28 protein-coding genes are annotated in these 26,254 nt (G+C 75.1%); 24 read left to right on the top strand and 4 right to left on the bottom strand.

Annotation, left to right across the window (positions count from 1 at the left end):
- The first annotated feature begins 204 nt into the window (after window positions 1-204).
- Together PSR1_RS05300 and PSR1_RS05295 are read left to right on the top strand one after the other, a co-directional pair.
- Window positions 205-927 carry a DUF2249 domain-containing protein gene (locus PSR1_RS05300; protein ID WP_059436582.1) on the top strand — a complete coding sequence of 241 codons (723 nt, stop codon included), beginning with the start codon at window positions 205-207 and terminating at the stop codon, window positions 925-927.
- The gene (locus PSR1_RS05295; protein WP_059436581.1) at window positions 924-1,127 is read left to right on the top strand and encodes a hypothetical protein; all 204 of its coding nucleotides are present in this window, start codon (window positions 924-926) and stop codon (window positions 1,125-1,127) included. Before PSR1_RS05300 ends, PSR1_RS05295 begins: the two co-directional genes overlap by 4 nt.
- A 6-nt stretch (window positions 1,128-1,133) precedes the next feature.
- Here the strand turns inward: PSR1_RS05295 and PSR1_RS05290 are convergent, their stop codons facing one another.
- On the bottom strand, window positions 1,134-2,663 hold the full coding sequence (locus PSR1_RS05290; RefSeq protein WP_059436605.1) for a methyl-accepting chemotaxis protein: 1,530 nt from the start codon (window positions 2,661-2,663) through the stop codon (window positions 1,134-1,136).
- Window positions 2,664-2,975: 312 nt separating this feature from the next.
- On the opposite strand from PSR1_RS05290, the gene carB reads away from it, so the two are divergent.
- The 8 genes from carB to hflC all read left to right on the top strand — a co-directional run bounded on the left by carB (window position 2,976) and on the right by hflC (window position 12,949).
- Complete coding sequence (gene carB / locus PSR1_RS05285) at window positions 2,976-6,179, top strand: carbamoyl-phosphate synthase large subunit (protein ID WP_059436580.1); 3,204 nt, start codon at window positions 2,976-2,978, stop codon at window positions 6,177-6,179.
- 73 nt (window positions 6,180-6,252) lie between these two features.
- Entirely contained in the window at window positions 6,253-7,089 is an 837-nt protein-coding gene (locus tag PSR1_RS05280; protein ID WP_059436579.1) for a sulfurtransferase, read from the top strand.
- A gap of 141 nt (window positions 7,090-7,230) precedes the next feature.
- Window positions 7,231-7,620 carry a response regulator gene (locus tag PSR1_RS05275; RefSeq protein ID WP_237757825.1) on the top strand — a complete coding sequence of 130 codons (390 nt, stop codon included), beginning with the start codon at window positions 7,231-7,233 and terminating at the stop codon, window positions 7,618-7,620.
- The gene (locus tag PSR1_RS05270) at window positions 7,617-8,369 is read left to right on the top strand and encodes a YaiO family outer membrane beta-barrel protein (RefSeq protein ID WP_059436578.1); all 753 of its coding nucleotides are present in this window, start codon (window positions 7,617-7,619) and stop codon (window positions 8,367-8,369) included. The genes PSR1_RS05275 and PSR1_RS05270 overlap by 4 nt, the downstream gene beginning before the upstream one ends.
- A gap of 458 nt (window positions 8,370-8,827) precedes the next feature.
- Complete coding sequence (locus tag PSR1_RS24415; RefSeq protein ID WP_237757824.1) at window positions 8,828-9,397, top strand: HEAT repeat domain-containing protein; 570 nt, start codon at window positions 8,828-8,830, stop codon at window positions 9,395-9,397.
- Window positions 9,394-10,833 carry a glycosyltransferase family 2 protein gene (locus PSR1_RS05260; protein WP_059436577.1) on the top strand — a complete coding sequence of 480 codons (1,440 nt, stop codon included), beginning with the start codon at window positions 9,394-9,396 and terminating at the stop codon, window positions 10,831-10,833. The genes PSR1_RS24415 and PSR1_RS05260 overlap by 4 nt, the downstream gene beginning before the upstream one ends.
- A gap of 119 nt (window positions 10,834-10,952) precedes the next feature.
- Entirely contained in the window at window positions 10,953-12,011 is a 1,059-nt protein-coding gene (gene hflK / locus PSR1_RS05255) for an FtsH protease activity modulator HflK (RefSeq protein ID WP_059436576.1), read from the top strand.
- On the top strand, window positions 12,008-12,949 hold the full coding sequence (gene hflC, locus PSR1_RS05250; RefSeq protein WP_059436575.1) for a protease modulator HflC: 942 nt from the start codon (window positions 12,008-12,010) through the stop codon (window positions 12,947-12,949). Before hflK ends, hflC begins: the two co-directional genes overlap by 4 nt.
- A gap of 37 nt (window positions 12,950-12,986) precedes the next feature.
- On the opposite strand, the gene PSR1_RS05245 is transcribed toward hflC, so the two are convergent.
- Both PSR1_RS05245 and PSR1_RS05240 read right to left on the bottom strand, forming a co-directional pair.
- On the bottom strand, window positions 12,987-13,424 hold the full coding sequence (locus PSR1_RS05245) for a hypothetical protein (protein ID WP_152643309.1): 438 nt from the start codon (window positions 13,422-13,424) through the stop codon (window positions 12,987-12,989).
- Between the two features lie 62 nt (window positions 13,425-13,486).
- The gene (locus PSR1_RS05240; protein ID WP_059436573.1) at window positions 13,487-14,152 is read right to left on the bottom strand and encodes a SagB/ThcOx family dehydrogenase; all 666 of its coding nucleotides are present in this window, start codon (window positions 14,150-14,152) and stop codon (window positions 13,487-13,489) included.
- Between the two features lie 324 nt (window positions 14,153-14,476).
- Here PSR1_RS05240 and PSR1_RS05235 point away from each other — a divergent pair, with 324 nt between their 5' ends.
- The 12 genes from PSR1_RS05235 (at window position 14,477) to PSR1_RS05180 (ending at window position 23,690) form a co-directional block, all read left to right on the top strand.
- Entirely contained in the window at window positions 14,477-14,698 is a 222-nt protein-coding gene (locus PSR1_RS05235; protein ID WP_059436572.1) for an AtpZ/AtpI family protein, read from the top strand.
- A complete protein-coding gene (locus PSR1_RS05230) occupies window positions 14,695-15,363 on the top strand; it encodes a F0F1 ATP synthase subunit A (RefSeq protein ID WP_059436571.1) in 669 nt (222 codons plus the stop codon). The genes PSR1_RS05235 and PSR1_RS05230 overlap by 4 nt, the downstream gene beginning before the upstream one ends.
- A 40-nt stretch (window positions 15,364-15,403) precedes the next feature.
- Window positions 15,404-15,631, top strand: a complete 228-nt coding sequence (gene atpE / locus PSR1_RS05225) for an ATP synthase F0 subunit C (RefSeq protein WP_059436570.1) — start codon at window positions 15,404-15,406, stop codon at window positions 15,629-15,631.
- Window positions 15,632-15,662: 31 nt separating this feature from the next.
- Entirely contained in the window at window positions 15,663-16,160 is a 498-nt protein-coding gene (locus tag PSR1_RS05220) for a hypothetical protein (protein ID WP_059436569.1), read from the top strand.
- Window positions 16,161-16,163: 3 nt separating this feature from the next.
- Window positions 16,164-16,715 carry an ATP synthase F0 subunit B gene (locus PSR1_RS05215; RefSeq protein ID WP_059436568.1) on the top strand — a complete coding sequence of 184 codons (552 nt, stop codon included), beginning with the start codon at window positions 16,164-16,166 and terminating at the stop codon, window positions 16,713-16,715.
- Window positions 16,712-18,565, top strand: coding sequence for a F0F1 ATP synthase subunit alpha (gene atpA, locus PSR1_RS05210; RefSeq protein WP_202813223.1), 1,854 nt, complete (start codon window positions 16,712-16,714; stop codon window positions 18,563-18,565). Before PSR1_RS05215 ends, atpA begins: the two co-directional genes overlap by 4 nt.
- Entirely contained in the window at window positions 18,565-19,509 is a 945-nt protein-coding gene (locus PSR1_RS05205) for a F0F1 ATP synthase subunit gamma (RefSeq protein ID WP_059436567.1), read from the top strand. The genes atpA and PSR1_RS05205 overlap by 1 nt, the downstream gene beginning before the upstream one ends.
- A gap of 53 nt (window positions 19,510-19,562) precedes the next feature.
- The gene (gene atpD / locus PSR1_RS05200; RefSeq protein ID WP_059436602.1) at window positions 19,563-21,005 is read left to right on the top strand and encodes a F0F1 ATP synthase subunit beta; all 1,443 of its coding nucleotides are present in this window, start codon (window positions 19,563-19,565) and stop codon (window positions 21,003-21,005) included.
- Window positions 21,002-21,424 (top strand): hypothetical protein, encoded by a 423-nt coding sequence (locus PSR1_RS05195; protein ID WP_059436566.1) that lies wholly within the window; start codon window positions 21,002-21,004, stop codon window positions 21,422-21,424. The genes atpD and PSR1_RS05195 overlap by 4 nt, the downstream gene beginning before the upstream one ends.
- 9 nt (window positions 21,425-21,433) lie before the next feature.
- Window positions 21,434-22,261 (top strand): AraC family transcriptional regulator, encoded by an 828-nt coding sequence (locus PSR1_RS05190; RefSeq protein WP_059436565.1) that lies wholly within the window; start codon window positions 21,434-21,436, stop codon window positions 22,259-22,261.
- Between the two features lie 25 nt (window positions 22,262-22,286).
- On the top strand, window positions 22,287-23,249 hold the full coding sequence (locus tag PSR1_RS05185) for a PD40 domain-containing protein (protein WP_059436564.1): 963 nt from the start codon (window positions 22,287-22,289) through the stop codon (window positions 23,247-23,249).
- A 120-nt stretch (window positions 23,250-23,369) separates the two neighbouring features.
- Window positions 23,370-23,690 carry an STAS domain-containing protein gene (locus tag PSR1_RS05180; RefSeq protein ID WP_059436563.1) on the top strand — a complete coding sequence of 107 codons (321 nt, stop codon included), beginning with the start codon at window positions 23,370-23,372 and terminating at the stop codon, window positions 23,688-23,690.
- 121 nt (window positions 23,691-23,811) lie between these two features.
- Here PSR1_RS05180 and PSR1_RS05175 read toward each other — a convergent pair whose 3' ends face one another.
- Window positions 23,812-25,008, bottom strand: a complete 1,197-nt coding sequence (locus PSR1_RS05175; RefSeq protein WP_237757823.1) for an ATP-binding protein — start codon at window positions 25,006-25,008, stop codon at window positions 23,812-23,814.
- A 175-nt stretch (window positions 25,009-25,183) separates the two neighbouring features.
- On the opposite strand from PSR1_RS05175, the gene PSR1_RS05170 reads away from it, so the two are divergent.
- Together PSR1_RS05170 and PSR1_RS24410 are read left to right on the top strand one after the other, a co-directional pair.
- Window positions 25,184-25,894 (top strand): SDR family oxidoreductase, encoded by a 711-nt coding sequence (locus tag PSR1_RS05170; RefSeq protein WP_059436561.1) that lies wholly within the window; start codon window positions 25,184-25,186, stop codon window positions 25,892-25,894.
- A 165-nt stretch (window positions 25,895-26,059) separates the two neighbouring features.
- Window positions 26,060-26,254, top strand: a 195-nt coding sequence (locus tag PSR1_RS24410; RefSeq protein WP_237757822.1) for an SMI1/KNR4 family protein, incomplete at its 3' end; no start/stop codon positions are given.

The raw sequence follows: 26,254 nt of genomic DNA, 5'->3' as shown, positions 1-26,254 counted from the left end.
GGCGCGCCGGGCAGGGAGCGGTCCGCGTTCCAGTTCGAGACGCCCTGGAACACCCTTCGCTCCCGCGAGGGGCGGCGCCGGTAGCCCTCTCGCTCACGAAACGCCTGGCGGCCAGCGCATCCGCGAACCAGACCGCCCGCCCGCGAGGGGCACGACCCGTGCAACCCCGGCCTGTGTCCCCGCAGTTCGACAGGAGCGAACCCGATGCCCCAGCAGCCCCGCGTGATCGACCTCCGAACCCTCCCACCGCAGGTGCGGCACGGCCTCGTCTTCCAGTGCTTCGACGCGCTCGCCACCGGCGAGTCGATGGTGATCGTGAACGACCACGACCCCATGCCGCTCCTGCAGCAGTTCCGGTTCGTCCGGCCCGGCGAGGCGCAGCACGAGTACCTCGAGCAGGGCCCGACCGCCTGGCAGGTCCGGATCGCGCGCAAGGCGCCGGGGCGGCAGGCGGCCGCGCCCGCGGACGGCGCGCCCGACACGGTGACCGGCTACCTCGAGGCGGACCACCGCCGGCTCGACGCGATCCTGCCCGAGGTGGAGCGGCTCGCCGCGGTGGGCGAGTACCGGGACGCGGCGCGGCGCTTCGCCGAGTTCGCGTCCGGGCTCGACCGCCACATCGACGCCGAGGAGCAGGTCCTGTTCCCGACGTTCGAGGGCGCCACCGGCATGACCTCCGGCCCGACGCAGGTGATGCGCATGGAGCACGTGCAGATCCGCGAGCGGATGCGCGAGGCCACCGAGTCGCTGCACCGCGAGGACGCCGGCGGCCTGGCCGCGGCGGTGGGCGGGCTCACGCAGGTCCTCTCGGTCCACAACATGAAGGAGGAGCACATGCTCTACCCGATGTCCGACCGCGCCGTGCAGGGCGACGCGCACCGGCAGCTCCTCGACCGCCTGCGGTCGTTCACGGAGGCGACGCCGTGACCGGCCGCCGCTGGAACCCCGCGGAGGGCCACGCGGCCGCCCCCGAGCAGCTGGCGCCGCGCCACGCCCTCCACCCGGACGGCAGCGAGGAGCGGCCGCTGTGGGCGCCGAGCGAGGGCCCCTGCCGCACGGAGGTCGGCGGCGCGGGCGGCGAGCCGGAGGGGCGCGGGCTGCCCATCCGGAAGGTCTGCTGGGACTGACCGGGCTCAGCGCGCGCGCCGGCCGGCGTCGCGCACCTGGAAGAAGCCGACCTGCTGCAGGAGCGCCTCGGCCTGCGAGGCCATCTCCTCGGCGGTCCCGGAGAGCTCCTCCGCCGCCGAGGCGTTCCGCTGCGTGACCTGGTCCACGGTGGCCATGGCCTTCGAGACCTGGGCCACCCCGACCGCCTGCTGCTGCGACGCGGCCGCCACCTCCTGCACCAGGTCGGCGGTCCGCTGCACGGCGGGCACCAGCTCGGCGATCAGCGCGCCGCTGCGCTCCGCCACCTGCACGCTCGAGCCGGCCACCTCGCCGATCTCCTTCGCGGCGCGCTGCGCGCGCTCCGCGAGCTTGCGCACCTCGGCGGCCACCACCGCGAAGCCCCGCCCGTGCTCGCCGGCGCGCGCCGCCTCGATGGCCGCGTTGAGCGCGAGCAGGTTGGTCTGGTAGGCGATCTCCTCGACGATCGAGATCTGCTGCGCGATCGTGCGCATGGCCGCCACCGACTCGGCCACCGCCTTGCCGCCCACGTCGACGTTGCGCGCCCCCAGGGTCGCCATCTGCCCGGTCTGCCGCGCGTTGTCCGCGTTCTGCGCGATCGACGCGCCCATCTCCTCGAGGGACGCGGTGGCCTCCTCGGCGCTCGCCGCCTGCTCGCCGGTGCCCTGCGACAGCGACTGCGAGGTGGAGGCCACCTGCGCCGAGGCGGCGGTGAGCGCCTCCGCGCCGCCGCGGACCTCGCCGATCACCTCGGCCAGCTTCTCGCCCATGTCGCGCATGGCGCGCTGGAGCAGGCCGAGCTCGTCGCGCGAGGTGACCTGCACCGGGTCGCGCAGGTCCCCGGCCGCGATCCGCCTCGCCGCGCCGATGACGCCGCGGAGCGGCACGGTGATGCTCCGGGTGATCCACACGCCCAGCGCCGCCGCGAGCAGCACCGCGGCCGCGCCCATCGCGAGCGTGGTCGTCCGCGCCGCGGCGTGGTCCGCCTCCACGGCCGCCGCGGCGGTCCGCACGTGGACGCCCTCGTGCGCGAAGAACGCCGCCCACGCGCGGTGGACGTCGTCGAGCCGCGGGAGGACCTCGGCCCGGGCCAGCGCGCGCGCCTCCTCGAGGTGCCCCTGCTCGAGCAGCGCGTGCGCGCGCTCGAACGCCGCCGCGAAGGCCCGCCGCGCCGCGGCGACCTGCTCCATGGCCGCGACGCCCGGCTCGCACCGGAACGTGCGCACCCGCTCCGAGAGCGCGTCCACCAGCGCGTCCGCGTCGCGGTCGGCCGCGTCCGCCGCGGTCACCGCGGTCCGGGCGGCCTCGACGTCGGGCGCCAGGAACACCGCCGAGACCAGCGCCGTCTCGCGGCCGATCTGCTCCAGGCCCCTCACCCCCTGCTCCGTCTCCTCCCAGCGCGGGCCCGCCACCGCGCCGATGGCGTCCTTCTGGCTCGAGAGCCGCTGCACGCCCAGCCACGCGACGACCCCCAGGATGGCGATCAGCACGGCGAACACGCCCCCGAGGCGCTCGCCGATCCCGACGTTCTTCGTCACGTTGGCCTTCTCCATGGGCAGGGGCCGCCCCGGCGTCGGGGCGGCCGCCGCGGGATCATGCAACCCGCGGTCCGCCTTCAGTCACGCACCGTGAACGTCCGCGCGCCGGGAATCCGGAGCGAGACCGGGCGGCTGGTGCGGCGCCCGCCCAGGCGCGACCGGCGGCCGCACCGGTCCGCCGGGGACCCCCGGGTCCGCTGCGTCCCCGTACGAAGCGGTGAGCGCTCCCGCGCCCGCTCGCCGTGCGAGGGCCGCCGGATCCGGCGCCCGCCGTGGCATCATTCGGCCCCCCTCCCACCGACCGGAGCTTGCATGCCCCGCCGCGACGACGTGAAGAAGGTCCTGATCATCGGCTCCGGTCCGATCGTCATCGGCCAGGCCTGCGAGTTCGACTACTCCGGCACGCAGGCCTGCAAGGCGCTGCGCAAGCTCGGCTACCGGATCGTCCTCGTCAACTCGAACCCGGCCACGATCATGACCGACCCGGGCATGGCGGACGCGACCTACGTCGAGCCGCTCGACGTCGAGACGCTCACCCGGATCATCGAGAAGGAGCGGCCGGACGCGCTGCTCCCGAACCTGGGCGGCCAGACCGGCCTGAACCTCTCCTCCGAGCTCGCGCGGAAGGGCGTCCTCGACCAGTACGGCGTGCGCGTCATCGGCGTGAACCTGGACGCCATCCGGCGCGGCGAGGATCGCGAGACCTTCAAGGAGACGATGACGCGCCTCGGGATCGAGACGGCGCGGAGCGAGATCGCGACCACGCTCGAGCAGGCCATGGCGGCCGGCCAGCGCCTCGGGTTCCCGCTGGTAGTGCGGCCCGCGTACACGATGGGCGGGACCGGCGGCGGCTTCGCCTACAACGTCGAGGAGCTCGAGGAGATCGCCGCGCGCGGCCTGCTCGCGAGCCCGGTCTCGCAGGTGCTGGTGGAGGAGTCGGTGCTCGGCTGGGAGGAGCTCGAGCTCGAGGTGGTCCGCGACGCGAAGGGCAGGAAGATCACCGTCTGCTTCATCGAGAACGTGGACGCGATGGGCGTCCACACCGGCGACTCGTACTGCACCGCGCCCATGCTCACCATCTCGCCGGAGCTGCAGGCGAGGCTGCAGGACCAGGCCTACCGGATCGTGGACGCCATCGAGGTGATCGGCGGGACGAACGTCCAGTTCGCCCACGACCCGCGCACCGGCCGCGTGATCGTCATCGAGATCAACCCGCGCACCTCGCGCTCGTCCGCGCTCGCGTCGAAGGCGACCGGGTTCCCCATCGCGCTCGTCTCGTCGATGCTCGCCGCCGGCCTGACGCTGGACGAGATCCCGTACTGGCGCGACGGGACGCTCGACCGGTACACGCCGTCCGGCGACTACGTGGTGGTGAAGTTCTCGCGCTGGGCCTTCGAGAAGTTCAAGGGCGTGCAGGACCGGCTCGGCACGCAGATGCGCGCGGTCGGCGAGGTGATGTCGATCGGCAAGAGCTACAAGGAGGCGTTCCAGAAGGCCATCCGGTCGCTCGAGAACGGGCGGCCGGGGCTCGGCTTCGCGAAGGACTTCCACGAGCTGCCGCTCCCGGAGCTGCTGGAGCGGCTGCGCGAGCCCACCAGCGAGCGGCAGTTCCTGCTCTACGAGGCGATCCGCAAGGGCGCCGACCTCGACCTGCTCGTGCAGCGCACGCACATCAAGCGCTGGTTCCTCGAGCAGATGAAGGAGCTGGTCGCGCTGGAGGAGGAGCTGCTCCGGCACGCCGGGCGGCTGCCTCCGGACGACCTGCTGGTGCGCGCCAAGAAGGACGGGTTCGCCGACCGGTACCTGGCGCGGCTGCTCCGGGTCTCGGAGGCGGAGGTCCGCGAGCGGCGCACCGCGCTCGGCGTGGTGGAGGGCTGGGAGGCGGTCCCGGTCTCGGGGGTGCAGGACGCCGCCTACTACTTCTCGACCTACCGGGCGCCGGACGCGGTGCCGGCCCGGGCCGGCGCGAAGAAGATCATGGTGCTCGGCGGCGGGCCGAACCGCATCGGCCAGGGCATCGAGTTCGACTACTGCTGCGTGCACACCGCGTTCGCGCTGCGCGACGCCGGCTACCAGTCGATCATGGTGAACTGCAACCCGGAGACGGTCTCGACCGACTACGACACCGCCGACCGGCTGTACTTCGAGCCGGTGACGGTGGAGGACGTGCTCTCCATCTACCGCAAGGAGCGCCCGGACGGCGTGATGGTGCAGTTCGGTGGGCAGACGCCGCTCAACATCGCCCGCCAGCTCGAGCAGGCCGGGGTCCGCATCCTCGGCACCTCGCCCGAGACCATCGACCTCGCCGAGGACCGGGAGCGCTTCAGCGCCGTGGTGCGGAAGCTCGGGATCCCGCAGCCGGAGTCCGGCCTGGCGCGCGACCTGGACGAGGCGCTCGCGCTGGCGCGGCGCATGGGCTACCCGCTCATCGTCCGGCCCTCCTACGTGCTCGGCGGCCGCGGCATGGAGGTCGTGCACGACGAGGAGATGCTGCGCGAGTACGTGCGCAAGGCGGTGGACGTCTCGCCGGAGCGGCCGCTCTACGTGGACCGCTTCCTGGTGGACGCGGTCGAGACCGAGGCGGACGCCATCTGCGACGGGACCGAGGCGTTCGTGCCCGCGGTGATGGAGCACATCGAGCTCGCCGGCGTGCACTCCGGCGACTCCGCCTGCGTGATCCCGCCGGTGAACGTCGCGCCCGAGCACCTCGCCACCATCGAGGACTACACGCGCCGCCTGGCGCTGGAGCTGGGCGTGGTCGGGCTCATCAACGTGCAGTACGCCATCGCGGGCGGCACCGTGTACGTGCTCGAGGCGAACCCGCGCGCCAGCCGGACCGTGCCGCTCGTCAGCAAGGTGTGCGACCTCCCCATGGCGCGCATCGCCGCGCAGGTGATGCTGGGGATGCGGCTGAAGGACCTGAAGCTCGAGCGTCGCAAGCCCGGCTACTTCGGCGTGAAGGAGGCGGTGTTCCCCTTCTACATGTTCCCGGAGGTGGACCCGGTGCTCGGGCCCGAGATGCGCTCCACCGGCGAGGTGCTCGGGCTGGCGCGGAGCCCGGGGCTCGCGTTCTACAAGGCGCAGCAGGCGACGCGCTCGCCGCTCCCGCTCGCCGGGACGGTCCTCGTCACCGTGGCCGAGGCCGACAAGCCGCGGGTGGCGGGGGCGATCCGCGAGCTGGCCGGCATGGGCTTCCGCGTGAAGGCGACGCGCGGCACCCGCGACTACCTGGCGGGCCAGGGCATCGAGGCCGAGCTGGTGCTGAAGCTGCACGAGGGGCGGCCGAACCTCGCCGACGCCCTCCTGAACGGCGAGGTGAGCCTGCTCGTCAACACCCCCGCCGGCAAGCAGAGCACCCACGACGACTCGTACATCCGCAAGGCGGCCATCCGCGCCGGGGTCCCGTACGTCACCACCGCGGCGGCCGCGGTGATGACCGCGAAGGGCATCGCGGCGCGGCGCGCCGGCGCGGAGGGCGTGAGGAGCCTGCAGGAGTACCACGCGACGCTGCGCTGAGCGGCGCGCTGCCGCGCGGGGTGGGCGGCGGCGAGGCCGTCGTGAGGCACGCACGCCGTGCTAGAGGGATGGGATGCGCTTCGGCCCGCTCGTCGCCGCCCCGGCCCTGCTCACCGCCCTCGAGGACGTGCGGCTGCTCGACGCGCGCCCCGGCCCCGACGCCTACGGCGCCGGGCACCTCCGGGGCGCGCTCCACGCCGACCTGAACGTCCACCTCAGCTCGGCGTCGGCGCCCGGCTTCGACCCGGCGCGCGGTGGGCGCCACCCGCTGCCGGCGCCCGCCACCTGGGCCGCCCAGCTCGGCGCCTGGGGCATCGGCCCGGACACCCGGATCGTGGTCTACGACGCGGCCGGCGGCCAGAACGCCGCCGCGCGCCTCTGGTGGATGCTGCGGGCGTTCGGGCACGCGCAGGTCGCGGTGCTGGACGGCGGGTTCCAGGCGGCGCGCGCCGCCGGCGTCCCGGTGACCACCGCGCCCGGCGCGGTCGCCGCCGTGCCGCCGTATCCCGCCCAGGCCTGGTCGCTCCCCACGCTCTCGATCGACGAGGTGGCGGGGCGGCTCGGGGATCCGGCGTGGAAGGTGCTCGACGTCCGCTCGCGAGAGCGCTGGCGCGGCGAGGTGGAGACGCTCGACCCCGTCGCCGGCCGCATCCCCGGCACCCTGAACCTCCCCTGCGCCGAGAACCTCGGGCCCGACGGCCGCTTCCTCGCGCCCGAGGCGCTGCGCCGGAACTACCTCGCGCTGCTCGGCGGCACGCCGCCCGAGCACCTCGTCGTTCACTGCGGGTCGGGCGTCACCGCGTGTCACACGCTGCTCGCGCTCGACGCCGCCGGGCTCGGCGGCGCCGCGCTCTACGTCGGCTCCTTCAGCGAGTGGTGCCGGAGCGGCCGGCCGATCGGGAAGGGGTGAGCGCGCGCCACGCGCACTGCGCGTACGTGCCTCGACCCGCGCGCCCGGAACGCCGCAGCGACGGATGTGGGTTCCGCGCGCACACCGCACCCCACGACCACCCGATACCGGGCGGGGCGCTCTGCGAGCAGAGTCCTCGCCGTGGAGACGCGCGCGGGACACCGCCCTCCCCGCCGGATCACGGTGGTCGAGGACGACGAGAACATCGCCGGGCTGCTGGCGTTCCTGCTCGAGCGCGAGGGGTTCGCGCCCGAGATCGTGGGCGACGGCCGCGCCGCCCTGGAGCACGCGGCGCGCAACGAGCCGCCGAGCGCCATGGTGCTCGACCAGCTCCTCCCCTGCCGCAACGGCCTCGCGGTCGCCACCGCGCTCCGCGCCGATCCGCGCTGGGGCGAGGTGCCGATCCTGCTGCTCGGCGCGACGCGCTCCGCGGGCGGCGGCGCGGCGCGGGTGGACGCCTGGCTCGAGAAGCCGTTCGACCCGGGCGCGCTGATCACCGAGCTGAAGCGCCTCGCGAAGGACCGGCCGTGAGGCGCGTGGTCGCGGCGCTCGCCCTGCTCCTCCCGCTCGCCGTCCCCGCCGCCTCGACGGTCGAGCTGAGCCATGGCGCCGAGGCGCTCTCGGGCGATCGTCCGGCGTGGCGCACCACCGCGCTCGACCTCGCCTGGACCGGCGACCGCGACCGCGCGCTCGCCGCCGGCGGCAGCCTGCGCGAGGCCTCGCGCTTCCGCGAGGACGACGTGGAGGGGGCGGTCTGGGCGCAGGCGCCGGTGGCCGGGTTCGTGATCGGGGTCGAGGGCTCCGCCAGCCCGACCTGGGAGTTCCTCCCGCGCTGGTCGGCGGGGGCGCGCGCGGAGCGCGGCCTCGGCGCCGGCTGGATCGCCTCGCTGGGCGGGCGCCTGCTCCGCTACGACGGCGAGCTGGGGGCGAGCACCGTCGCGCTGACCACGCTCGGCCTGGAGCGGTACTTCGGCCGCTGGCGCGCGGCCGCCTCCGGGACCGCGGCGGGGCTGCACGGTGCGTGGAGCGGCAGCGGGCGGCTCGCGCTCGACCTCTACTACGGCGAGCGCGGGCGGGTGGGCGTGGCCGTCGCCGCCGGGCGCGAGCTGGAGTCGCTGGGCGCGGGCGAGGTGCTGCGGACGGACGTGCTCGGCGCCGCGCTCACCGGCGTCCACCCGTTCTCGGCCCGGTGGGCGCTCACCTGGGACCTGACCGCGCAGCGGCAGGGGGAGCTCTACTCGCGGGTGGGAGGGCGCCTTGGCGTTCGCCGGAGCTTTTGAGCCGGTGGTCCGCGCCGCGTGGGCGACCGGCCTGCTCACCGTCCTGGTGAGCGCGGCGCTGGTCCTGCGCGTGCTCGGCATGCGGCGCCGGCTGGCGCGCGCCGAGGCGCGGCGGCAGGACGTCGTCGCGCGCTGGCGGCCGGTCCTCTTCGAGGCGGTCGCCGGCGGCGGCCCGCGCCTGCCCGACCTCCCGCCCGAGGACGAGGACGCGTTCCTGCTGCTCTGGGTCCAGCTCCTCGACGGGATCCGGGGCGAGCCGCTCGAGCGGCTGGCCCGCGTCGGCGAGGCGCTCGGCGCGCGCGCGCTCGCCGCCGCCCGGCTCCGCCGCGAGGACGCGCTCGGGCGCGTGCTGGCGCTCCGCACGCTCGGCTACCTCGGCCGCGCCGAGGACCGCGGCGAGGTGCTGCGCTGGCTCGACGACCCGCGCTCCTACCTGTCGCTCGCGGCCGCGCGCGCTGGTGCGGATCGACCCCGAGGGCGCGCCGGCCGAGCTGCTGCCGCGCCTGGCCCGGCGCGGCGACTGGCCGGTGCCGCTGTTCGCGACCGTGCTCGCGGAGGCGAGCGCGCCCCGCGTGTCGGAGGGCTTCGCCGCGCTCTGCCGCGAGCTCCCCGCGACCGCGCTGGTGCGCCTGCTCCCGCTCGCGTCCATCGTGGACGCGGGCAGGGTCGAGCCCGTGGTGGCCGCGCTGCTCGACCGCGCGGACGAGCCGGAGGTGCTCGCCGCGGCGCTGCGCCAGGTGCGGAGCCCGGCCCTCCTCGACGCCGTCCGGCGCGCGGCGCGCCACGCCTCGTGGTCGGTCCGCGTGCAGGCGGCCGCCGCGCTGGGGCGCGTGGGCGAGCCGGCCGATCGCGAGCTGCTGGCCGGCCTGCTGCGCGACCCGGAGTGGTGGGTCCGCTACCGCGCCGCGCAGGCCCTCGCCGCCCGCCCCTACGGCTCGTCGCAGGACGTGCTCGCGCTCGCCGAGGCGTCCGGCGACCGGTTCGCGCGCGACATCGTGCGGCAGGCGCTCGCGGAGGTGAGGCCGTGACGCTGCTCCGGCTCATCGAGGTCGTGCAGTGGGCGTTCCTCGCCTACTTCATCGCGCTCACGGTCTCGTACCTCGCGCTCAACCTCGTCTCGCTGCGGGTCATCGCGCGCGACGCGGACGCGCGCGCCTCGCTCCTGCTGCCGCGGTTCTTCTCCCGGCTCGAGCCGCCGGTGAGCATCATCGTCCCGGCGTTCAACGAGGAGGAGACCATCGCCGGGACCATCCGGTGCCTGCTCCAGCTCGAGTACCCCGAGCTCGAGATCGTGGTGGTGAACGACGGCTCGACCGACCGGACGCTGGAGGTCCTCACCCGCGAGTTCGAGCTGGTGCCGTTCCCGGAGGCATACCGCATCTCGGTGCCGTCCACGCCGGTCCGGCGCGTGTACCGCTCGCTGCGCCACCGCAACGTGCGCGTGCTCGACAAGTCGAACGGCGGCAAGGCCGACGCGATGAACGCCGGCATCAACGCCGCGCGCTACCCCCTGTTCTGCGCGGTGGACGGCGACTCGGTGCTGCAGCGCGACAGCGTCGCCCGGGTGGTCCGGCCCTTCCTCGAGGACCCGACCACCATCGCCTGCGGCGGCACCATCCGCGTCCTGAACGGCTGCCGGGTGGTGGACGGGTTCGTCGAGGAGATCGGGATGCCGCGCGGCTGGATCGCGCGCGTGCAGGTGCTCGAGTACCTGCGGGCGTTCCTGTTCGGCCGGCTCGGCTGGGCGCCGGTGAACGCGCTCCCCAACGTCTCCGGCGCGTTCGGGATGTTCCGCCGCACCGCCGTCATCGAGGCGGGCGGCTACCGCACCGACACGGTCGGCGAGGACATGGAGCTCGTGCTCCGGCTGCACCGGCTCTACCGGCTCTCCGGCCGCCCGTACCGCATCTCCTTCGTCCCCGATCCCATCTGCTGGACCGAGGTCCCCGACACGCTCGCCGCGCTCCGCAGGCAGCGCGTCCGCTGGCACCGCGGCCTCCTCGAGGCCATCGCCGCCAACCGCCAGCTCCTGTTCCACCGCCGGGGCGGCGCCGCCGCGTGGCTCACCGTGCCGAACCTGCTCTTCTTCGAGGCGTTCGGCCCCGTGGTCGAGGTGGCCGGGTACCTGGTGATCGGCGCCGCCTGGGCGCTCGGCGTCATCTCCTGGAGCTCGTTCGCCGCGTTCTTCACCGCCGCGCTCGGCGTGGCGACGCTGCTCTCCGCGAACGCGCTGCTCCTCGAGGAGAAGTCGTTCCACGTGTACCAGCGGCCGAAGCAGCTCGCGGCGCTCATCGGCGCGGTGCTCGTCGAGAACCTCGGCCTCCGCCAGCTCACCGCCTTCTGGCGCATCTCCGGGATGCTGAGCTGGCTGTTCAACCGCCCCATCGCGTGGGGCTCGCCGGCGAGCGCGGCCGCGGCCGACGCGGCGGCGCGCGACGACGAGGACGCGGGGCGGGCGGCGTAGCCGGGCCGCCGCGGCGACCGGGGAGGCTCGCCCCGCCGTGAACCGGCGGCGCTGCCCGCCTCACGGAGCGTGCGCGGCCGCGCCTTGCATTTTCACGAGAATCGGGCCAAGCCAGATGGATGGAATCGAGCCCTCAGGTCGTGGGTGAGCCGCCGAACCCGAAGCCGAAGCCGGGCGACGCCGCGCGCCGGCTGTGGGGCGCGCTCGGCGGGCGGCTGCCGCTGGTGGTCGCGGCGCTCGTCGTGCTCGTGGGCGTGACCACGTCCTACGTCCAGGTGGAGCCGGACGAGGTCGGGGTCATCCTGCGCCTCGGCCGCTTCATCGGGACCGTCGAGCCCGGGCCGCACTTCCGCATCCCCTTCGGGATCGACCGCATCACCAAGGTCCCGGTGCAGCGGCAGCTCAAGGCCGAGTTCGGCTTCCGCACCGAGCACCTCGACGGACGGACCACCTACCAGCCGGACAAGCCCGACCTGGCGCGCGAGTCGCTCATGCTGACCGGCGACCTCAACGTCGCCGTGGTGGAGTGGATCGTCCAGTACAAGATCAAGGATCCCTACCAGTACCTGTTCAAGGTGAAGAACGTCGAGGCGATGCTGCGGGACATCTCCGAGGCGTCGATGCGGGCCGTCGTCGGCGACCACTCGGTGAACGAGGTGCTCACCACCGGGCGCCAGCGGGTCGCGAGCGAGGCGAAGGCCCTGCTGCAGGGGCTGGCCGATCGCTACGAGACCGGCGTGGACATCCAGCAGGTGGTGCTCCAGGACGTGAACCCGCCGGACCCGGTGAAGCCCTCGTTCAACGAGGTGAACCAGGCGTTCCAGGAGAAGGAGCGCGCCATCAACGAGGCCTACGCCGAGCTGAACCGCGAGATCCCGCGCGCGCGGGGCGAGGCGGAGGAGACGCTGCGCGCCGCCGAGGGCTACGCCATCGAGCGCGTGAACCGCGCGCGGGGCGAGGCCGACCGGTTCGTCCGCATCCACGAGGAGTACCGGAAGGCGCCCGACGTCACGCGCCGGCGGATGTACCTGGAGACGCTCGCCGAGGTCCTCCAGCGCTCGCGGCAGAAGGTGGTGGTGGACGAGTCGCACAAGGGCGTGACGCCCATGCTGTGGATGGACGGCGCCGGCGCCCCGCCCGCGGCAGGCGCCGCGGCGAAGGCGAAGGAGCAGCCATGAACCGCTCGCCCGTCGTCGTGGCCGTGCCGGTGATCCTCGGCGTCCTCGTCGCGGCCGCGAGCGCGTACACCCTCACCGAGAACGAGCAGGCGGTCATCACGCGCTTCGGCGAGCCGCGCGGCGAGCCCATCAGCGAGCCCGGCCTGCACTTCAAGCTCCCGTTCGCCGACACCGTGAACCGGTTCGACAAGCGCTGGCTGGACTGGCGGGGAGATCCGAACCAGATCCCGACCAAGGACAAGAAGTACATCTGGGTGGACACGTTCGGCCGGTGGCGCATCGTGGACCCGCTGCGCTTCTTCCAGCGGCTCCGGGACGAGCGCAACGCGCAGTCGCGGCTCGACGACATCATCGACGGCGAGACGCGCAACGCCATCGCCTCCTTCGCGCTCATCGAGGCCGTGCGCACCACCGACCGCACCTTCGAGGACGACGAGTACTCCGCCGAGATCGGCGAGGCAGAGGCGCTCGAGCCCGTGCAGGTCGGCCGCGACCGGCTCACCCGGCAGATCCGCGACCGCGCCGCCGAGGTGGTGAAGGAGTTCGGCGTCGAGCTGGTGGACGTGCAGATCCGGCGCATCAACTACGTCAACGAGGTGCAGGTGAAGGTGTTCGACCGGATGATCTCCGAGCGGCGCCGCATCGCCGAGCGCTCGCGCTCGGAGGGCATGGGCCGGGCGGCCGAGATCCGGGGCCAGCGCGAGCGCGACCTGAAGGCGATCCGCTCCGAGGCGTACCGGAAGGCGCAGGAGGTCTCCGGGAAGGCCGACGCGGAGGCGACCCGGATCTACGCGGCCGCGTTCGGCCGCGACCCCGAGTTCTTCCAGTTCCTCCGGACGCTCGAGGCCTACCCGCGCACCGTGGACGGCTCCACCTCGCTGTTCCTCGGCACCGACACCGAGTTCTACCGGTACCTCCGCAGCTCGAAGAAGCAGTGAGCGGGCCGCTTCGCGATGCAGCGGCGGGACCTCGGCGTCACCCCGCGGTCTCGGCGTCCGCCACCGCGAAGAGGTACCAGCTCGGTTGTCCGGGCGCGTCGCCCGGCATCTCCACCGCGACGGCGTCCTCGACGCGCACGATGCCGTAGTTCAGCTCGACCCGGTCCGGGGCCGCGCTCGGGCCGACGGCGATGGCGAGCAGCCCGTACGGAAGGCTCAGCGCCGCGAGCGCACCGCCGCCCCGCCACCGGCAGACGTCGCCGCGCCCGAGCACCTCCCGCAGCCCGTCGGGCTCCGGGACGGTGACGGTGCGCGTCGTACGGTCCGCCAGCAGGCGGACGAGGAGCCCGCCTTCGCCGAAGGAGACGACCTCGCAGAACTCCGGTCGGTTCGCCGGGTCCTCGCCGAACGCCCGGCGCACCTGGATCGGATGCGGCGCCGACCGTACCCTCTCGCCAGGAGCGTCCCGCTTCATCGTCCCTCCCCCGCGATCGAACGTACCCCGCGGCCGGACACGGGCGCGCCGGGTCCAGGCGCTCAGGGCGCCGGATGACCGACCGGGACGAGCACGATGACCTGCTCGCGCTCGCTCAGGTGGAGCGCCTTCCGGACCGCGGCCGGCTCCATGCCGCCGACCACCACGGCGCCGAGCCTGAGCGCGACGGCCTGAAGGAGGAGGTTCTCGGTCGCCGCGCCAGCCTCCCAGTCGCTCCAGGTGCGCGCCCGCGGGCCCGCGTCCATCCGCTCGTACACCGCCGCGACCACGAACACCGCCGGCGCGGCGTGGACCTGCTCCTGGTCGGTGGCGCGGGTCAGGAGCCGCTCGCCCTGCTTCGCGCTCGCGAGCGGCTCGAGCGCGTGGCGCGCGGGCAGGTAGCGATACGCGCCGGGCGGGAGCCCGTCGACGTGCTGCGCCACCACCGCGATCTCCAGCGGATACTGCCGCCGGGCCGACGGCGCCGCGCGCTGCCCCTCGGGCCCGGTCACGCCCTGCGCCGCCCACAGGAGCTGGCCGACCTCGGCGAGCGTGAGCGGCTCGGCGGTGAATGCGCGCACCGAGCGCCGCGACGCCAGGGCCGCCTCCACGCCGAGGCGCCCCTCCCTGTGCGGCGGCGGCAGGGGGACCGCGGGAGCCGCGGCCGCGCCGGGACCGGGCGCGAGCAACGCAAGCACGAGGAGCCGGCGCGCGAGGCCTGGGAGCATGGCGACCTCCGGGGAGAGACCGCCCCAGCACACCACCGTCGCCGGCGGCCCGGCGTGGCCTTCGGGGCCGTGCGACCGCCGCGAGCGCGCGCGGCGCAAGGACGCCGGCGTGCGCGCCGCCGCCGCGCCCCGCGGCGCGACAATCGGCTGCGCCCCTGAAGGAAGCGCCCGACCCCCGATCCGCGCGCCCAAGATGAGGAGCGAGCCGTGACGCGGCCGCGGCGGTGCCAGGGGGGGACCCTCGCCGCGACGGCCTGGCGCGGGGCGGCCGCGCCTTCCACGCGCGGAGGCCACCGCGGGCGCACCGGCAGCGCAGGAGGCGCCGTGAGCCCGCTCCGGCCGCTCAAGCTCGTCGCCATCTGGTCGCTCATCCCGAGCTACTCGCTCGCCGGCGCGCTCATCGGCTACGGGCTGGACCGCTGGTGGCACACCTTCCCGCTCATGCTCGCCGCCGGGATCATCGTCGGCTTCGCCCTCGCGATCCGCGACATGCTGAAGCTCCGGGACGAGATGTTCGGCGGCAAGCCGCCGGGGGGCTCCGGATGACCCCCGCGCTCGGGCCTCACCTGCCGGCCATCGTCGTCGGGAACTTCCTGATCGTAGCGGCCGTGCTGCTCGCGCTCGGCAAGCTCGCGACCGCCCGCGCGCCGCGGGAGCTCCCGGGCGGCGTCCAGAACGCAGCCGAGGCCGTCCTCGACTGGTTCGTCGGCCAGGCCCGCCGGCTCCACCCGGACGGCGTCCGGCTCATCGCGCCGTTCCTCGCGACGCTGTTCCTCCTGATCCTCCTCAGCAACCTGCTCGCGCTCCTGCCGGTCCCGCTCCTCCGCATCCCGCCGACCTCCTACTACGGCGCGACCCTCGCGCTCGCGCTCGTCTCGGTGGTCGGCGTCCTCGTGATCGACGTGCGGCTGCGGGGTCCGAAGGCGGGGCTGCTGCACCTCGTCTGGCCGAACCCGCTGCAGCTCGTCACCGAGGTGAGCCACGCGCTCTCGCTCTCGCTGCGGCTCTACGGGAACATCGGCGGCGAGCTCATCGTCGGCGCGCTGGTCACGCAGGCGGTCCCCTGGGGCGCCCCGCTCCTGGTCCACGCGCTCGGCCTCTTCCCGGTCGCCATCCAGCCGCTCGTCTTCACGCTCCTCACCGCCAACGCGCTGGCGATCGCGCTGCAGGGCCACCGCGCGGCGGGGGCCGGAACGGAACGGAGCGCGTGATGCCGCACCCCTTCACCCGAGGTCCGACGCGAGCACGCCCATGAAAGAGATCCTGCTCGTCTTCGTCCCCACGCTGACGCTCGTCCCGCCCGCGGTCGCCGCCTCGCTCGCGATGCGCAAGATCTCGAGCACCGCCCTCGAGGGCATGACCCGCCAGCCGGAGATCGCCCAGCAGCTGTTCACCACGATGCTCGTGAGCATGGCGCTCGTCGAGGCGCTCGTCATCTACTGCCTCGTGATCGCGCTCATGGTGGCGGCCAAGATCTAGCCCGCGCACCGCGCGGGCGCCGGGGCTCCCGATGGTGCTCGATCCGTTCGCCCAGCTCGACCTCAGGACCGTCGCCGCGGTCGTCCTGATCTTCGCGGCGACGCTCGCCGTGCTGCGCCGGACCTGCATGCTGCCGCTCATCGACGTCATGGAGCGCCGCGCCGCCCGCATCGAGGCGGCCCGCGCGAAGCGCGCGGAGGCGGAGGCGGCGCTCGCCGCGGCCCGCCGGCGGGCGGAGGAGCTCCTCGCCCAGGCCCGCGCGGAGGCGGACCGGATCGCCGGCGCCGCCCGCGAGGAGCGCGCCCGCGCCCGGCAGGAGCGGCTCGCGCGCGCCGGCGCGGACGCGGACGCGTCGCTCGCGCGGGGCCGGGAGGAGGTGGCGGCGCTTCGCCGCGAGGAGCAGGCGCGGCTCGCGGAGGACCTGCGCGCCTGCGTCGGGCAGGTGCTGGCGCGGGTCGCCGGGCCGGTGGACGAGCGGGCGGTGCGGTTCCTCGTGGACGGCGCGCTCGCGGCGCAGGAGGTCAGGTGACGGATGGGCGCGCTCCTCCAGGCAGCCCTCGACGAGGTGACGGCGCATCCGGCCACGTTCGCGGTCGAGGCCGGGCAGGCGCTCGTCCTCATCGCGGCGCTCGCGTGGGCGGTGCGGCGCTTCGCGTCCAGGCGGCTCGAGGCCCGCCGCGAGGGCATCGCGTCGGCGCTGGCGGAGGCGGACCGCGCGGAGCAGGAGGTGGGCGCGCTGCACGCGGAGGCGCGCGACGTGGTGGTCCGGGCGGAGCAGGAGGCGGCGCGGCTCGTGGCGAGCGCGCGGGAGGAGGCCGGGAAGGCGCGCCAGGCGGCGGACGCCGCGGTCGAGGCGGAGGCGGCCCTGCTGATCCGCCAGGCGAGCGAGACGCTCGAGCGCGAGCAGCAAGCCGCGCGGGCCGAGGCGTCGGAGCGCCTGGTCCGGCTCACCACCGCGACGGCGCGCCGGTACCTCGACGAGGTCCTCACCGACGCCGAGCGGCGCGCGCTCACGCAGAAGGCCATCGTGGCCGGACTGGAGGAGCTCGAGCGCGGGCTCCGGGAGCCGGGGGCGGGAACGTGAGCGGCGAACGGCGCCAGGGGGCCGCCGCGCTGGCGAGCCGGCTGCGCCAGGCGCTCCACGGGATGCCCTATCCACGCGCGGTCCTGGAGTGCCGGTTCCCCATCTCCCCCGCCCTGCTGGAGCGGGTGCGCGAGACGCTCTCGGCGGCCGCCGGCGTGCCCGTCGCCGTCGAGCTCCGCGTGGACCCGCGGCTCGCGGCAGGCGCGTCGCTCCTGCTCGGCCGCGGCACGCGCCTCGACCTCGACGTGGGCCGCGCGCTGCTCGACGACGTGGAACGCGCGCTCGCGGCGCGCCCCGCGGAGGCGGAGGCGACGCTGGCGGACGCCCGCCGCCGGGTCGGGGACGCGGTCGAGGGGGCCGTCGCCGGGCTCCGGCTGGAGGACGCGGCCGATCGCGGCACGGTGGTGCAGGTCGGCGACGGCGTCGCGACGGTGCGCGGCCTGGAGCGGGTGGGCGCGCAGGAGGTGGTCCGGTTCGAGGGCGGCGTGGACGGGATCGCGTTCAGCCTGCTCGACGACGCGGTCGGGTGCCTGCTGCTCGGCGCGGAGCGCCCCATCGCCGAGGGGAGCGGGGTGGTCCGCACCGGGCGGCAGCTGCACGTCCCGGTGGGCGACGCGCTGGTCGGGAGGGTGGTGGACGCGCTCGGCCGGCCCATCGACGGCAAGGGCCCGATCCGGACCGGGCGGGAGCGCCCCATCGAGCGGCCCTCCCCTGGCGTGGTCGAGCGCCGCCCGGTGTGCGAGTCGCTCCACACCGGCATCAAGATCCTCGACGCGCTCGTGCCGCTCGGGCGAGGCCAGCGCGAGCTCGTGCTGGGCGATCGCGGCATCGGCAAGACGACCACCGCGCTCGACGTCATCCTGAGCCAGCGGGGCGCGGACGTCGCCTGCGTCTACGCCGCCATCGGGCAGCGGGCCTCCGCGGTGGCGCGGACCGTGGCGCTCCTGCAGGAGCGGGGCGCCATGGCGTACACCACGGTGCTGGCCGCGTGCGCCGGCGAGCCGCCCGCCTTCCGCTACGTGGCCCCGTACGCCGCGTGCGCCATCGCCGAGGAGCACATGGCGCAGGGCCGGCACGCGCTGGTGGTCTTCGACGACCTGTCCAAGCACGCCGTCACCTACCGAGAGATCTCTGCGCTCCTGCAGCGCCCCATCGGCCGCGAGGCGTATCCCGGCGACGTGTTCCACGTCCACTCGCGCCTGCTGGAGCGCGCGGCGCGGCTGCGCGACGACGCCGGCGGCGGCTCCCTCACCGCGGTCCCCATCGTCGAGACCCTGGCCGGCGACGTCTCGGCGTTCATCCCGACGAACGTCGTCTCGATCTGCGACGGCCAGGTCTTCCTCGACGCCACGCGGTTCAACGAGGGCTTCCGCCCCGCCGTGGACGCCGGCCTCTCGGTCTCCCGGGTCGGCGGCATGGCCCAGAGCCCCGCGATGCGGAAGGTCTCCGGCCGGCTGCGCGTGGATCTGGCCCAGTACGGCGAGATGGCGCGCTTCGTGAAATTCGGGGCCGAGGTGGACGCGGCCACGCTGCAGCAGCTGCGGCGCGGGGAGCGCGAGCTCGAGCTGCTGAAGCAGCCCGCCCACGCGCCGCTGCCGCTCGAGAAGGAGGTCGTGACCCTGTACGCCGCCGTGAACGGCTTCGCCGACGACGTCCCCCTGGAGCGCATCCCCGCCTACGAGGAGGCCCTGCACCGGTTCATGGAGGCTCGGCACCCAGAGGTGCTGGCGCGCATCCGCGAGACCGGCGACCTCGCCCTCGCCGTCGAGGAGCGGCTGCGCGACGCGCTCGGTGCCTTCAACGCCGCGTTCACGCCGCCGGCCGGCGGCGCGGCCGAAGGGGGGCGGTGATGGGCAAGCTGCTCGAGCTGCGGAGCCGCATCCGCGCGGTGGAGAACATCCAGGCCGTCACCCGGACCCTGGCCACCGTGGCGGCGGCGAAGCTCGCGCTCACGCGCCGGCGCGCGGCCGGCCTGCGCGCGTACGCGGCTCGGCTGCGGGAGGTCCTGTGGGCCCAGGAGGCGACGCTGGCGGCCGCCGCGCGCAGCGGGGAGGGCGCGTTCGCGGACGCGCTGCTCGAGCGCACGCCGGTGCAGGCCGCGGCGCTCCTCCTGCTCACCGCGGACCGCGGCATGTGCGGCGGCTACAACCTCGAGATCTGCCGGCTCGCCGACGACTTCCGGCGCACGCGGGAGCGCGCGGGCCAGCGGGTGCGGTTCGTGGTGAAGGGCGCGAAGGGGAAGCGCCACCTGGCGCGGCGCGGCGCCGAGATCGTGCACGAGGAGGGGTGGCAGCGCGGCGGCGCCAGCGCAGGCGACGTGGAGCGGCTCGCCGTGCTCCTGCTGGAGCTGTTCCGGTCGCGCGCGGCGGACGAGGTGTGGATCGCGTACACCGAGTTCCACTCCCCGATCCACCGGGCCCCGCGGCTCCGGCGCCTGCTGCCGCTCGAGCTCCCGCGCGCCGAGCGCCTCGCCGTGGCGGGAGCGCCGGCGCCGGCGCGCTGGGACTACGAGCCCTCCGCGCGCGAGCTCCTCGACGAGCTCCTCGCCATCCACCTGAGGGTCCAGCTCTGCGACGCGCTGCTGGAGTCGTACGCGAGCGAGCAGGGGGCGCGGATGGTCACGATGGAGGAGGCGACCGCCCGCGCCGACACGGCGCTGCACGAGCACCGCGTGCAGCACAACCGGCTGCGGCGCGAGGCGATCACGATCGACCTGCTCGGCGCGGTGTTCGCGGCGCGCGGCGGCGGCGCGCCGGGGGCCGCGCAGGGCGGGGGCGCCGAGGGGAGCCGATGAGCGACCGGCCGGCGATCGTGGAGGAGGCGCTGGCGCGGCTGCGCCGCGGGCTCGTGGAGGCGCGCGCCCCCGGCACGGTCCTGCGGGTGCTGGGCGCGGTGGTGGACGTGGCGTTCGCCGGGAGGCCGCCGGCCATCGACGGGCTGCTCCGGGCGGGAGACGCCGCGCGCGGCCTGCCGCTCGAGGCGGTGCAGCTCCTGGGCGGCGGGGTCGTCCGGACCATCGCGCTCGGGTCCACCGACGGGCTCGCCCGCGGCGTCGAGGTCTTCGACACCGGCGGGCCGATCCGCGTCCCGGTCGGCCCGGAGACGCTGGGCCGGGTCTTCGACGCGCTCGGCCAGCCCATCGACGAGCGGCCGTTCCCCGGGACCGTTCGGACCGAGAGCATCCACCGGCCACCCACGCCGTACGCCCGGCTGGTGGCCGCCCCGCAGGTGCTCGAGACCGGCGTGAAGGCGATCGACCTCCTCACGCCGTTCCCGCGCGGCGGGAAGATCGCCCTGTTCGGCGGGGCCGGCGTCGGCAAGACGGTCGTGGTGATGGAGCTCATCCGGAACATCGGCGTCGAGCACCGCGGCGTCTCCGTGTTCGCCGGCGTGGGCGAGCGCACGCGCGAGGCGAACGACCTCTGGCTGGAGATGCGGCGGTCGGGGGTCCTGGAGCGGTCGGTGCTGGTCTTCGGGCGCATGAGCGAGCCGCCCGGCACGCGGTTCCGCGTCGCGCTCTCGGCGCTCACCATGGCCGAGCACTTCCGCGACGAGCGGAAGCAGGACGTCCTGCTGTTCTTCGACAACGTCTACCGGTACGTGCAGGCCGGCCTGGAGGTGTCGATCCTGCGCGCGCGGGTCCCGTCCGAGGTCGGCTACCAGCCCACGCTGTTCACCGAGATGGGCCGGCTCCAGGAGCGCATCGCCTCGACCCGCGACGGCGCCATCACCTCGATCCAGGCGGTGTACGTCCCCGCGGACGACCTCGCGGACCCGGGCCCTGCCTCCGTCTTCGCGCACCTCGACGCGACCGTCGTCCTCTCCCGCCGCATCGCCGCGCAGGGGCTCTACCCGGCGGTCGATCCGCTCCAGTCGTCCTCGAACGTCCTGCTGCCCGCCGTCGTGGGCCCCGAGCACGCCGAGGTCGCCGGGAAGGTCCGCTCCTACCTGCAGCGGTACGGCGCGCTGCAGGACCTCATCGCCATCCTGGGCGTCGAGGAGCTCTCCGACGAGGACAAGATCGTGGTCCGGCGCGCCCGGCGCCTGCGGCGGTTCCTGTCGCAGCCCTTCCACGTGGCCGAGGCCTACACCGCGATCCCCGGGCGCTACGTGCCGCTCGCGGAGACCCTCCGCGGGTTCAGGGAGATCGTGGAGGGGCGGCACGACGAGGTGCCCGAGCAGGCGTTCTTCATGGTGGGGACGATCGGCGAGGCGCTGGAGGCCGCCGGGAGGCTGAAGGGGCCCTCCGCCGAGGCGCCACCGCAGGGCGGCGGCGTGGAGGTCCGATGAGCGCTCGCACGCTCGCGCTGGAGGTCGTCACGCCCGACGGCATCGCCCTCGCCGAGCGCGACGTGGACGCGGTCGTCCTCCGCCGCCGCGAGCGCCGGTTCGAGCTCGGGAGCGAGCTCGCGATCCTGCCGCTGCACGCCCCCGTGCTGGTCCGCATGCCCATCGCGCCCGTGCGCTACCGCAAGGGTGGCGAGACGACGTACCTCGCGCTGGCGGGTGGCTTCGCGGAGGTGCGCGGAGATCGGGTGCTGCTCCTGACCCCGCGCTGCGAGCGGATCCCGGGCGACACGCCCTCCCCCGCCGCGGCCGCGCGCGAGCTGTGCCGGGCGTGGTCCCGGCACCCGCACGAGTTCGCTGCGGAGATGGTGGGCGCGGCCCCCGACCGCGAACGGGGTGACGTCCCCGGCGGCGCGCCTTAGATCTCGCCGGTGGCCACCGCCCGGCTGCTGCTCGACTCGCCCGCCGTCCGCGTGACGGACCTGCGCTGCGGATCCCCGCGCTCCGGCCCGTCCGCCGAGCGCGGCGCGGAGCCGGCGCACCTCGCGCTGCTCCGGCGCGGCGCCTTCACGTACCACCTCGGCGTGCGCGCGTTCCTCGGCGACGCGACCACGGCGCTGCTTCACCTCGAGCCGGCGAGCTACCGGGTCAGCCACCCCGGCCCGGACGGCGACGAGGTCACGGTGGTCGAGCTGCCGGGCGAGACCTTGCCCGAGCTGTTCGGCCGGGCGCCTGCGGTGGCCTGGGCGGTCGCGCCCGCGGCGCAGCTCCGGCACCACCGGCTGATCGGCGCCCTCACGCGTGGCACCCTCGACGCGCTCGCGGCGGAGGAGGCGGTGCTCGGGCTTCTCGCCGAGCTGGCCCGCCACGCCGCCTTCCCTCCGCGGCTCTCGCGCCGCGACCGGCGGCTCGTGGACGGCGCCAGAGCGCGGCTCCACGCCGACCTCGGCCGGAACCTCGCCCTGACCGAGGTCGCCGCGGCGCTCGGCGCCTCGCCGTTCCGGCTGATGAGGACGTTCCGCGCCGCGACCGGCCTCAGCGTCCGCGCGTGGCGGCGCCGCGCCCGGGTGCTGGAGGCGCTGGCGCGGATCGCCGCCGGCGAGGACGACCTCGGCGCGCTCGCGGTCCGCGTCGGCTTCGCGCACCACAGCCACCTCACCGACTCCTTCCGCGACGTGCTCGGGGCACCGCCCAGCGCGCTGCGTCGCCTCGTCCGGGCGCGGCTCGAGCAGGACCGCACGTTCCTGGAAGCGCGGTGAGCGAGGCCCTCCTAGCGTCGGAGGAATGACGCCTCGCCTCGTCCCGGCCCTCGCGGCCGTGCTGCTCCCCTGCCTCGCCTCGCCCGCCGGCCCTGCGCTGTTCGCCGAGGGCGTCGTCTCGACCGGCCTCGACGACGCCCACGTCGCGTTCACGCCCGACGGGCGCACGATGTACTTCGTGCGCAGCACGCCCGACTTCGCGCACTGGACCGTCCTCGTCAGCCGGCGCGAGGGCCGGCGCTGGTCGGCTCCGCGGGTGGCCCCGTTCAGCGGCCGCTTCGGCGACGCCGACGTGTTCGTCACGCGCGACGGCCGCCGGCTGTTCTTCGTCTCGAACCGGCCCCTGTCTGCGTCCGGGACCGAGGCGCGACCGGACACGGAGATCTGGGTGATGGAGCGCGCCGGCGCGGGCTGGGGCCCGCCGCGTCACGTGGCCGAGCTCTCCAGCCCCGGCGACGAGTGGTTCCCGGTGCTGACCGACGACGGCACGATCTACTTCGGCTCGGATCGGCCCGGGGGCCACGGGAAGTCGGACCTGTGGCGCGCCCGGTGGCTCGGCGATCGGTTCGGACCGCCCGAGAACCTCGGCGCGCCCGTCAACGGGCCCGACCAGGAGATCGAGGCGTACGCCTTCCCCGACGGCCGCACGCTCGTCTTCGCCGCGAAGGGGCGCCCGGGCGGCGCCGGCGAGTACGACCTCTACGCGAGCTACGCCTGCGACGGCGGCTGGACCGAGCCCGAGCCGCTCGGCGCCGGCGTGAACTCGAAGGGCTGGGAGTTCGGGCCGCGGCTGTCGACCGACGGGCGCACGCTGTACTTCACGAGCAACCGGAGCACGTGGACGGTGCCGGCCACCGCGCTCGACCTCGGGGCCCTCATCGGGCGCCTCTCGCGCCCCGGCAACGGGCTCCGCGACGTGTACGCGATCGACGTCGCCGCGCTCGGGCTCCGCTCGCCGTGCGGCGCGGCGAAGGCGGCCGCGCCGTGAGCGCCGCGCGGCGAGAACCCGTGTGCCGGGCCGTTCGAGACGAGGACGACAGGAGAGATACAGACGTAGGGACATGTCGCATTCCGCGCTATCCTGAGGCCGCCCAGCGGGGAGGCAGCCATGCCATCGGAGCGCGAACGTCCAGTCACGATCGTCCGGCTCGAGGGCACGTTCGACCTGCCCGCGGCGAGGCTCCTCGAGCACTCGCTGCGCACCATGCGCTCGGGCGACCGGGTGCTGGTCGACTTCTCGCGCGCGCGCCGGTTCAACGACTTCGGGATCGCGGTCCTGGCCCGGGCCCTCGTCGTCGCCGCCGGCGTCGAGCTCAGGCTGACCGGGCTCGGGATGCACCAGGTGCGCCTGCTGCGCTACTTCGGCGTCGGCCCGGAGGTCTTCCGCCGCGAGCCCGGCGGGCGGCCGTCGGCCCACGACCACGACTGAGCTGGCCAGGGGACGGCCGCGCTCGCGACGAGCCCGACCCATGCCGCCACGAACGCGATGCGGCGGGGGATGCTCGGCTGCGCGAGGTCGGGCACGGCGGGATTCTACGACGAGGCGCGCTTCACGCCGAGAGCGGCAGCTCGACCGTGAAGCGCGTGCCGGCTCCCCGGCGGCTCTCGACGTGGATCTCCCCGCCGTGCGCCTCCACGTTCTGACGGACGATCCAGAGCCCGAGCCCGAGCCCGCCGACGCCTCGGGCCGCCGCGCCGCGCTCGAAGCGCTGGAAGATCCGCGTCCGATCCTCCTCCGCGATCCCGGCGCCCTGGTCCGCGACGACCAGGCGCGCGAGGCCGCCGTGGGACGACACCGAGACGTGCACCGGCTTGTCCTCGCCGAACTTGAGCGCGTTCCCCACCAGGTTCGCCACGATCTGCTCGAGGCGGGCCCGATCCCATCCACCGACGAGCCCGGGCTCCGCCTCGATCCGGACGCGCTCGGCGCTCGCGAGCCGGGCGACCACCCGCGCGACGAGGGCACCCAGCTCGACCCGCTCGCGGACCAGCGGGATCTCCAGCTGCGCGAGGCGCGTCGAGTCGAGCAGCATCTCGACCAGGCGGGCGAGCCGCTCGGCTCCCCGCTGGAGGCGCTCGGTCGAGCGGCGCGCGCCCTCGACGTCGGCCGTCTCCAGCGCGCGCGTCACGCCGCTCACGGCCAGGTTGAGGACGGTGAGCGGCGTCCGGAGCTCGTGCGCGGCGAGGCCGAGCAGCTCGTCACGCAGGGCGACTGCGGAGCGGAGCTCACGCTCGAGCTTCGCGCGCTCGAGGGCCGCCGCGGCGAACCCGGCGATCGCCTCGAGCAGGGCGGACTCCCGGGGGGTCGCGGCGTGGCGCACCGCCCAGTAGGCGCCGATGGCCGCGACGGGCTGCGCCGCGAGGACCGGCACCATCAGCATGCTCTTCACGAAGGTGGGCCGGTACGCGTCGTACGGAACGCGGGGATCGGCGTACACGTCCTCGATCACCACGGTCTCCCGGTGATCCATCGCCCAGCCCGAGACGCAGGCGCTCGCCGGGAACGCAGTGCCCTTCCAGAGGGGCGAGATGGCGTCCTCGTCCGCGTAGCGGACCAGGTCGCCCTCGCGCAGGACGAAGGTCACGCCGTCGGCGCCGAGCAGCCTCCGGGCAGCGATCTTGACGATGCGGCCGACCCCCTCGACGTCCGGGGCGATCGCGAGCGCGCGGGCCACGTCGATGAGGTCGAGGACCTTGTCGGCGTGGGCGGGAGTCGGCCGCGCGTGCGCTCCGGCGGTGAGGGCCATGCGCGACATCGTAGCGCGGTCTGGCTTCCCGGGCGGAGCCGCGGCACCCGGGCCCCACCGCGTCTGGCCCGTCAGGGCGGGGCTCGCGGTCCACCGCGCCGTCCCGTGTCTCGGCTGCCCCACTTCGAAAACGGCGGCGCTGCCGTGCGAGCGTCCGGCCGTTACAGGGGACTGCATGGCCCCCGTCATCGTGGTCTCCGGAGCGGTCGGAGCGCTCGGAAGTGCCCTCTCCACGCACCTCGTAGCACGCGGCTACCGCGTGGCCGGCGTCGGGCTCCGCCGCCACGAGGAGCGCCTGCGCGCGCTCGAGAAGGAGCTCGGCGCGTCGTTCGCCGGGTTCTCCCTCGAGGCCGACTCGACGCCGGCGTGGGACGCGATCCTGGGCGCCGTCGAGCCACGCCTCGGCGCCGTCTCCGGCGCGGCGCTGGTCGCGGGCGGCTGGCGCGGCGGCCGGCCCTTCCACGAGGATCCCGACGAGGGCACCTGGCGCAGCATGCTGGACGAGAACCTCGAGTCGGCCCAGCGCGCCCTGCGCGCGCTGATGCCGCGCCTCGTGGCGCGGCGCGCCGGCAGCGTGGTGGTGGTCGGCTCGCGAAACGTGGAGCGCCCGTGGTCGGGGACCGGCGCGGCGGGCTACACGGTCGCGAAGAGCGCGGTGGTCGCGCTCGCGCGCGTCGTCGCCGCCGAGGTCCGGGAAGCCGGCGTGCGCGTGAACGCCGTCCTGCCGAGCACGATCGACACGCCCGCGAACCGCAGCGCCATGCCCGACGCCGACCCCTCGCGCTGGGTCGAGCCCGGGTCGCTCTCGGCCGTCATCGAGTTTCTGCTGTCGGATGCGGCGCGGGACGTGAGTGGCGCGGTGCTCCCGGTGTACGGGCGCGCGTGAGTCGTCGCCGAGCCGTGATTCCTGCCGGCGCGCCTTCGGGCACGCGGCCGACGCTCGGGCGAGTCCAGGCAAGTCTCGACAGGCGTGAATCGGCTCGCTGCGTGGCACGTGTCGCAACCGGCCGACGAGCCACGCCTTGACGAAGGGCCGGTGTAGGATCGCGACATGGCGTATCCCGCAGCAGAGTCGCTGATTCGAGAGGCCGAGACTCGGCTTGGAAGATCGCTCCCGGTAGCGCTGCGGAATCGGCTCATCAAGAACAACGGGGGCAGCGTCCGGACTGCCGATGACGACTGGGAACTGTTCCCGGTCTGGGACCCGACGGATCGAGGGACGATGAGGAAGACCGCCTGCCACATG

Source organism: Anaeromyxobacter sp. PSR-1 (assembly GCF_000964525.1).
Classification (GTDB): domain Bacteria; phylum Myxococcota; class Myxococcia; order Myxococcales; family Anaeromyxobacteraceae; genus Anaeromyxobacter.
This window is presented reverse-complemented; position numbering and strand designations above follow the sequence as displayed.

Excerpts from the sequence above, each read along its gene's own strand:
- PSR1_RS05300 (WP_059436582.1), top strand. The coding sequence starts at position 205 with ATGCCCCAGCAGCCCCGCGTGATCGACCTCCGAACCCTCCCACCGCAG.
- carB (WP_059436580.1), top strand. The coding sequence starts at position 2,976 with ATGCCCCGCCGCGACGACGTGAAGAAGGTCCTGATCATCGGCTCCGGT.
- PSR1_RS05280 (WP_059436579.1), top strand. The coding sequence starts at position 6,253 with ATGCGCTTCGGCCCGCTCGTCGCCGCCCCGGCCCTGCTCACCGCCCTC.
- hflK (WP_059436576.1), top strand. The coding sequence starts at position 10,953 with ATGGAATCGAGCCCTCAGGTCGTGGGTGAGCCGCCGAACCCGAAGCCG.
- hflC (WP_059436575.1), top strand. The coding sequence starts at position 12,008 with ATGAACCGCTCGCCCGTCGTCGTGGCCGTGCCGGTGATCCTCGGCGTC.
- PSR1_RS05245 (WP_152643309.1), bottom strand. The coding sequence starts at position 13,424 with ATGAAGCGGGACGCTCCTGGCGAGAGGGTACGGTCGGCGCCGCATCCG.
- PSR1_RS05240 (WP_059436573.1), bottom strand. The coding sequence starts at position 14,152 with ATGCTCCCAGGCCTCGCGCGCCGGCTCCTCGTGCTTGCGTTGCTCGCG.
- PSR1_RS05230 (WP_059436571.1), top strand. The coding sequence starts at position 14,695 with ATGACCCCCGCGCTCGGGCCTCACCTGCCGGCCATCGTCGTCGGGAAC.
- atpE (WP_059436570.1), top strand. The coding sequence starts at position 15,404 with ATGAAAGAGATCCTGCTCGTCTTCGTCCCCACGCTGACGCTCGTCCCG.
- PSR1_RS05220 (WP_059436569.1), top strand. The coding sequence starts at position 15,663 with ATGGTGCTCGATCCGTTCGCCCAGCTCGACCTCAGGACCGTCGCCGCG.
- PSR1_RS05215 (WP_059436568.1), top strand. The coding sequence starts at position 16,164 with ATGGGCGCGCTCCTCCAGGCAGCCCTCGACGAGGTGACGGCGCATCCG.
- PSR1_RS05205 (WP_059436567.1), top strand. The coding sequence starts at position 18,565 with ATGGGCAAGCTGCTCGAGCTGCGGAGCCGCATCCGCGCGGTGGAGAAC.
- PSR1_RS05195 (WP_059436566.1), top strand. The coding sequence starts at position 21,002 with ATGAGCGCTCGCACGCTCGCGCTGGAGGTCGTCACGCCCGACGGCATC.
- PSR1_RS05185 (WP_059436564.1), top strand. The coding sequence starts at position 22,287 with ATGACGCCTCGCCTCGTCCCGGCCCTCGCGGCCGTGCTGCTCCCCTGC.
- PSR1_RS05180 (WP_059436563.1), top strand. The coding sequence starts at position 23,370 with ATGCCATCGGAGCGCGAACGTCCAGTCACGATCGTCCGGCTCGAGGGC.
- PSR1_RS05175 (WP_237757823.1), bottom strand. The coding sequence starts at position 25,008 with ATGGCCCTCACCGCCGGAGCGCACGCGCGGCCGACTCCCGCCCACGCC.
- PSR1_RS05170 (WP_059436561.1), top strand. The coding sequence starts at position 25,184 with ATGGCCCCCGTCATCGTGGTCTCCGGAGCGGTCGGAGCGCTCGGAAGT.